A 318-nucleotide genomic window follows, 5' to 3' on the forward strand; every position below is an offset into this window, starting at 1 on the left:
AAACAATTGGTGCGGATGAAGGGAGTCGAACCCCCACGCCAAAGGCGCTAGATCCTAAGTCTAGTGCGTCTGCCAATTCCGCCACATCCGCTTATTTGTTTATATTTTTCTGGTGGAGGATGGTGGATTCGAACCACCGAAGTCGGTGACAACAGATTTACAGTCTGCCCCCTTTGGCCGCTCGGGAAATCCTCCACTTTGGAGCTGGTGATAGGAATCGAACCTACAACCTGCTGATTACAAGTCAGCTGCTCTACCGTTGAGCCACACCAGCATATTTTTTACTTTCTTTTCTAGAATTATTTATACTAAAATCCT

3 tRNA genes are annotated in these 318 nt (G+C 46.5%); all 3 read right to left on the reverse strand.

Annotated elements, in window-relative coordinates:
- Positions 1-7: 7 nt before the first annotated feature.
- Positions 8-91 (reverse strand) — tRNA-Leu (locus HLB29_RS09570).
- Positions 92-110: 19 nt separating this feature from the next.
- Positions 111-195, reverse strand: a tRNA-Tyr gene (locus tag HLB29_RS09575).
- 4 nt (positions 196-199) lie between these two features.
- Positions 200-274 (reverse strand) — tRNA-Thr (locus HLB29_RS09580).
- Between the last annotated feature and the right edge of the window lie 44 nt (positions 275-318).

Source organism: Peptostreptococcus canis, assembly GCF_014229965.1.
In the GTDB taxonomy this organism is placed as follows: Bacteria; Bacillota; Clostridia; order Peptostreptococcales; family Peptostreptococcaceae; genus Peptostreptococcus; species Peptostreptococcus canis.